This is a genomic window from Microcella sp. (assembly GCF_030645145.1).
GTDB lineage: Bacteria > Actinomycetota > Actinomycetes > Actinomycetales > Microbacteriaceae > Microcella.
The window spans coordinates 1-4,589 of sequence record NZ_JAUSMI010000020.1 but is presented as its reverse complement, the minus strand read 5'-3'; the positions used below and the strand labels follow the sequence as shown (position 1 = coordinate 4,589).

Below are 4,589 nucleotides of genomic sequence, written 5' to 3'. Positions count from 1 at the left end.
GGCGCCGCCGCGGCCGTCGCGATCGCCGCCGCGATCATCGCGCCCCTCGCCCTGGGCGGCGCGGAGCCCACCGTCGAGCAGCTCGCCGCCCCCGAGGGCGGCGGACTCGCGAGCGGCAGCTGCCTCGCGCTCGACCCCGCGACCATCGCCGCGCAGGATCAGGCCTTCGCCGCGACCGTGCTCGAGGTCGACGGCGGCACCGTCGTGCTCGAGGTGACCGAGACGTTCGCCGGCGAGGTCGCCGACCGCGTCGAGGTCCCGCAGGTCGACGCGACCTCCTCCGACTACTCGGGCGTGCCCTTCGCGGTCGGAAGCGAGTTCCTCGTCGGCGCCCTCGACGGAACCATCACGGGCTGCGGCGTCACGGGCGAGGCCTCCCCCGAGCTCCGCGCGGTCTACGACGACGCCTTCGCGGGCTGACCGCCGGCGGGGGCGGGCCCGCCGGTCGGCGACGATCGGCGGATGCCCGCCCTACGCCGCGAGCGGCGCGAGGTACTCGTCCCACGCCGGCTGCGGGCGCTCGATGCCGCGCACGAGCCAGGCCGTCCCGTGCGGGGCCTTGGGCTGGACGCGCAGGCGCCACCCCATCTCCGCCGGCGTGCGGTCGCTCTTGATGTTGTTGCACTTGAGGCAGCAGGCGACGAGGTTCTCCCACGAGTCGGCGCCGCCACGCGAACGGGGCATGACGTGGTCGATCGTCGTGGCTGAGGCCGCGCAGTAGGCGCAGCGGTTGCCGTCCCGTCGGAGGACGCCGCGCCGGGTGAGGGGCACCTGCCGCGAGTGCGGGATCCGCACGTAGCGCCGCAGCACGATGACGCTCGGGCGCTCGAACGCGTCGTGGATCCCGATGACGGGGTGCGCATCGTCGCGCGCGAGCACGACGGCCTTCCCGTTCATGACGAGCACGAGGGCTCGACGGAACGAGACGACCGCGAGGGGCTCGTATCCGGCGTTGAGAACGAGAGTGCGCATCCGCTGACCTCCATGAACGGAGCCCGCATGGCCTGCGGGCTGTCCTTGCGTCCTCGGCGTGACCGCGGGCGGGAGGTTCAGCGCGCCCGCGGAGACGGGCACAAAAAAAGCACTGCAGTCAGACTGCAGTGCTCGATCGCGCGCGGCCCCGACAGGGCAGGGCCGTGCGAACGCTGTGCCGTATGCGGAAGACGGCGCGCGCATCCACGGTTTGGATGTCGCGTCGCTCGCACATGGCCTCTCCCGGTATGTCCTCTGATGGCGCCGAGGGCTTCAGGCTAACCCAGAATCGGCGCACCCGCCTGAGCGGGCGCGCCGATTCACGGGCTGTTCAACGAGGGTGGTGCGGAATGCGCCGGCCGATCAGCCGATGCGGACGATGTAGTAGGCGTCCGTCCAGAGCGGCCGCGCCTGCACGGTCTTGCCCGGGTACGGGGCGTCGAGGATGGCGCCGTTGCCCATGTAGATGCCGATGTGGCTGTGGTCGTTCAGGACGACGAGATCGCCGGGGCGGGCATCCGCTCGGGAGATCTTCGTGCCCATGGCGGCCTGGCCGGAGACACTGTGCGGGAGGGCGATGCCGACCTGCGCGAAGACGTAGGAGGTGAAGCCCGAGCAGTCGAAGCCGGCCGGAGTCGTGCCGCCGTACTGGTAGGGCGTGCCGACGTACTGGAGGCCGATGTTGACGACGGCGCTCTGGCTGTACGAGGCCGGCGGCGCGGCCAGGAAGTCCTGAGCGGTCGGGCCGCTGTAGGCCGTGTAGGTGGAGGCGAGCTCGGCGCGGCGCTCTGCCGCGGCCTGCGCTGCCGCCTCGGCCGCCTCGGCGGCCTGCGCGGCGGCGAGCTCCTCCTCGGTCGTCGCCGTGAACTGGTCGCGCGACACGGTCTGCGCCGTCTCGGCCTCGACCGTGAGGGTCTGCGACTGCGTCGAGCGCAGCTGCGCCATCGCCTCGGCCGCCTCGACCCCGTCGGCGTTGGCCGCCGGGTTCACGGCGTAGCCGGGAAGGGCGAGAGTCGCGACGAGCCCCGTCGCGACGGCCATCACGGAGATGTTGAGCGCGGTGCCGCGGAGCGAGGAGCGGCGGGAGCGGGGGGTGGGGCGGCCGGTCTCCGTCGGGTTCACGGAACCGGAATCAGTGCCTTGGATCAAGAGTGTGACCTCCTGCGCCTCGCCGCTCCTTGGTGCGGCCCGTCCTCTTTCGTGTATATCCACGGTCCGCGCGCGGGACGGGCAAGCGAGAGCGCCGCGCGCAGAGCCCTAGTCGGCTGGGTGGCCGTGTCGGACTGTGCGAGTGTACGCGAGGTTACGAGAAGGTCACAATCAGGACACGAACACTAGATGTTGTGTAAATACGTCAGTCGCCGACGTAAATGTGCCGCGCGACCTCGAGCGGGAGCTCGATCCCCTCGGCCCGACCGGTGACCTCGACGCTGATCCAACCGCTCGATTCTCCGCGGATCGTCGCGTCCGCGCCCGGCAGGACCCCGGCCTCGTGAAGCTGGTGCAGAAGGTCGACGTCGAACTGGACGGGCTCCGCGAGTCGCCGGATCGTGCAGTGCCGCGTGCCGGCGGCGACCGCGGCCGGCAGCGAGATCACGCCGTCGAGGAAGGGCTCGGCCGCCACTCCGCCGATCTCCTCGAGCCCCGGGATCGGGTTGCCGTACGGCGACTCCGTCGGCGACTCGAGGAGCTCGAGCAGCCGGCGCTCGACCTGCTCGCTCATGACGTGCTCCCACCGGCAGGCCTCGTCGTGGACGAGCGACCAGTCGAGCCCGATGACGTCGGCGAGCAGCCGCTCGGCGAGGCGGTGCTTGCGCATGACGCCGACCGCCTTGCGACGGCCGTTCGCGGTGAGCTCGAGATGGCGGTCGCCCTCGACGCTCAGCAGACCGTCGCGCTCCATGCGCGCGACCGTCTGCGAGACGGTGGGGCCGGAGTGGCCGATGCGCTCGGAGATGCGGGCCCGCAGAGGGGTGATTCCCTCCTCCTCGAGGTCGAGGATCGTGCGCAGATACATCTCGGTGGTGTCGACCAGATCGGTCACGCCTTCTCCTCCTCCGTCGCACTCCGTGGAGCAAGGCAAGCCTAACCGTCATCGGCAGGGGCTCCGCCCCGACGTAGGATCGGGGCATGGCCGAGACCGTGATCCCCGCCGACCTCCTCCCCCGCGACGGGCGCTTCGGCTGCGGGCCGTCGAAGGTCCGCCCCGAGCAGCTCGCCGCGCTCACCGCAGCGCACGACCTGCTCGGCACCTCGCACCGCCAGGCGCCCGTGAAGAACCTCGTCGCGAGCGTGCGCAGCGGGCTCGCCGAGCTGTTCCGCCTCCCGGACGGCTACGAGGTCGTGCTCGGCAACGGCGGCTCGACGGCCTTCTGGGACGTCGCCGCGGCCGGTCTCATCGAGAAGCGCAGCGCGCACCTCGACTTCGGCGAGTTCGGCAGCAAATTCGTCGCCTCGGCGAGCGCGCCCTGGCTCGAGGCCCCGCACGTCGTGAAGACGGCGGGCGGCACGCGCGGCGCCCTCGAGGTCGTCGACGGCGTCGACGTCTACGCCTACCCCCACAACGAGACGTCGACGGGCGTGAGCGCTCCCGTGACGCGCGTCGGAGCATCCCCCGATGCCCTCACGGTCGTCGACGCGACGAGCGCGGCGGGCGGCATCGACTTCGACGTCACCGAGACCGACGTCTACTACTTCGCCCCGCAGAAGAACTTCGCCGGCGACGGCGGCCTGTGGCTCGCGCTCATGAGCTCCGCCGCGATCGAGCGCGCCGAGCGGATCGGCGCGAGCGGGCGCTGGATCCCGCCGTTCCTGTCGCTCACCGCGGCGATCGACAACTCGCGCCTGCAGCAGACGCTCAACACCCCGGCCCTCGCGACGCTCGTCATGCTCGACGAGCAGGTGCGCTGGATCAACGGCGAGGGCGGCCTCGCCTGGGCGAGCGCCCGGACGGCCGAGAGCTCGGATCACCTCTACGCGTGGGCCGAGGCGCACTCATGCGCGACCCCCTTCGTCACCGACCCCGACCACCGGTCGCAGGTCGTCGTCACGATCGACTTCGACGACTCGGTCGACGCCGCCGCGGTCGCGAAGACCCTGCGCGCCAACGGGATCGTCGACACCGAGCCGTACCGCAAGCTCGGCCGCAATCAGCTGCGCATCGCGACGTTCGTGGCGATCGAGCCCGACGACGTCCGCCAGCTGACGCGCGCGATCGACTTCGTCCTCGAGAACGCGGCGGGCTGACCCGTGCGGCTCTGGGTGCGCGACGACGAGCGACGGCCGGACCCGGCGCCGCTGCGCACCGATGATCGCCTCGCCTTCACGATCGGCCTCATCGGCTGGATCATCGCGGGCGTCATCACGGTCGGGATGCTCGTGCTGACCGATCGCGAGGCGAACGTCGGCGCCCTGGTCACCATCGGCGTCGGGCTCCTGCTCGGCATGGCCGGCTGGGTCGTCTCCTCCCGCCGGAGCTAGCTGTACTCGGCAGTCACGTTGGTGACACTCGGCTGATCGGTGGTGCTCCGATGGCGGAGTGGATGCGTCGAGTGTTGTAGTGCTCCAGCCACGGCGCAAGAGCAGCAGCGCGAGCGTCGTTGGAGAGGAACACCTGC

At 71.5% G+C, this 4,589-nt stretch carries 6 protein-coding genes and 1 pseudogene; 3 read left to right on the top strand and 4 right to left on the bottom strand.

Features of this window, described 5'->3' with window-relative positions; translation table 11 throughout:
* The coding region (locus Q7T15_RS01375) for a hypothetical protein (protein WP_304692516.1) at nt 1-420 on the top strand (420 nt) is incomplete at its 5' end.
* Nucleotides 421-471: 51 nt separating this feature from the next.
* Here the strand turns inward: Q7T15_RS01375 and Q7T15_RS01370 are convergent.
* From Q7T15_RS01370 to Q7T15_RS01360, 3 genes are all read right to left on the bottom strand, one after another.
* Nucleotides 472-972 (bottom strand): HNH endonuclease, encoded by a 501-nt coding sequence (locus Q7T15_RS01370; protein WP_304692514.1) that lies wholly within the window; start codon nt 970-972, stop codon nt 472-474.
* 363 nt (nt 973-1,335) lie between these two features.
* Nucleotides 1,336-2,094 carry a C40 family peptidase gene (locus Q7T15_RS01365; protein WP_304692512.1) on the bottom strand — a complete coding sequence of 253 codons (759 nt, stop codon included), beginning with the start codon at nt 2,092-2,094 and terminating at the stop codon, nt 1,336-1,338.
* Nucleotides 2,095-2,326: 232 nt separating this feature from the next.
* The gene (locus tag Q7T15_RS01360; protein ID WP_304692510.1) at nt 2,327-3,016 is read right to left on the bottom strand and encodes a metal-dependent transcriptional regulator; all 690 of its coding nucleotides are present in this window, start codon (nt 3,014-3,016) and stop codon (nt 2,327-2,329) included.
* 86 nt (nt 3,017-3,102) lie between these two features.
* Between Q7T15_RS01360 and serC the strand changes: the two genes are divergently transcribed.
* Nucleotides 3,103-4,218 (top strand): phosphoserine transaminase, encoded by a 1,116-nt coding sequence (serC, locus tag Q7T15_RS01355; protein WP_304692507.1) that lies wholly within the window; start codon nt 3,103-3,105, stop codon nt 4,216-4,218.
* A gap of 3 nt (nt 4,219-4,221) precedes the next feature.
* Complete coding sequence (locus Q7T15_RS01350) at nt 4,222-4,452, top strand: hypothetical protein (RefSeq protein WP_304692505.1); 231 nt, start codon at nt 4,222-4,224, stop codon at nt 4,450-4,452.
* Nucleotides 4,453-4,465: 13 nt separating this feature from the next.
* On the opposite strand, the pseudogene Q7T15_RS01345 reads toward Q7T15_RS01350, so the two are convergent.
* A pseudogene (locus Q7T15_RS01345) lies at nt 4,466-4,589 on the bottom strand (IS481 family transposase); the annotation flags it as partial.

Coding starts and splice junctions, on each gene's coding strand:
- Q7T15_RS01370 (WP_304692514.1), bottom strand. CDS start 972: ATGCGCACTCTCGTTCTCAACGCCGGATACGAGCCCCTCGCGGTCGTC.
- serC (WP_304692507.1), top strand. CDS start 3,103: ATGGCCGAGACCGTGATCCCCGCCGACCTCCTCCCCCGCGACGGGCGC.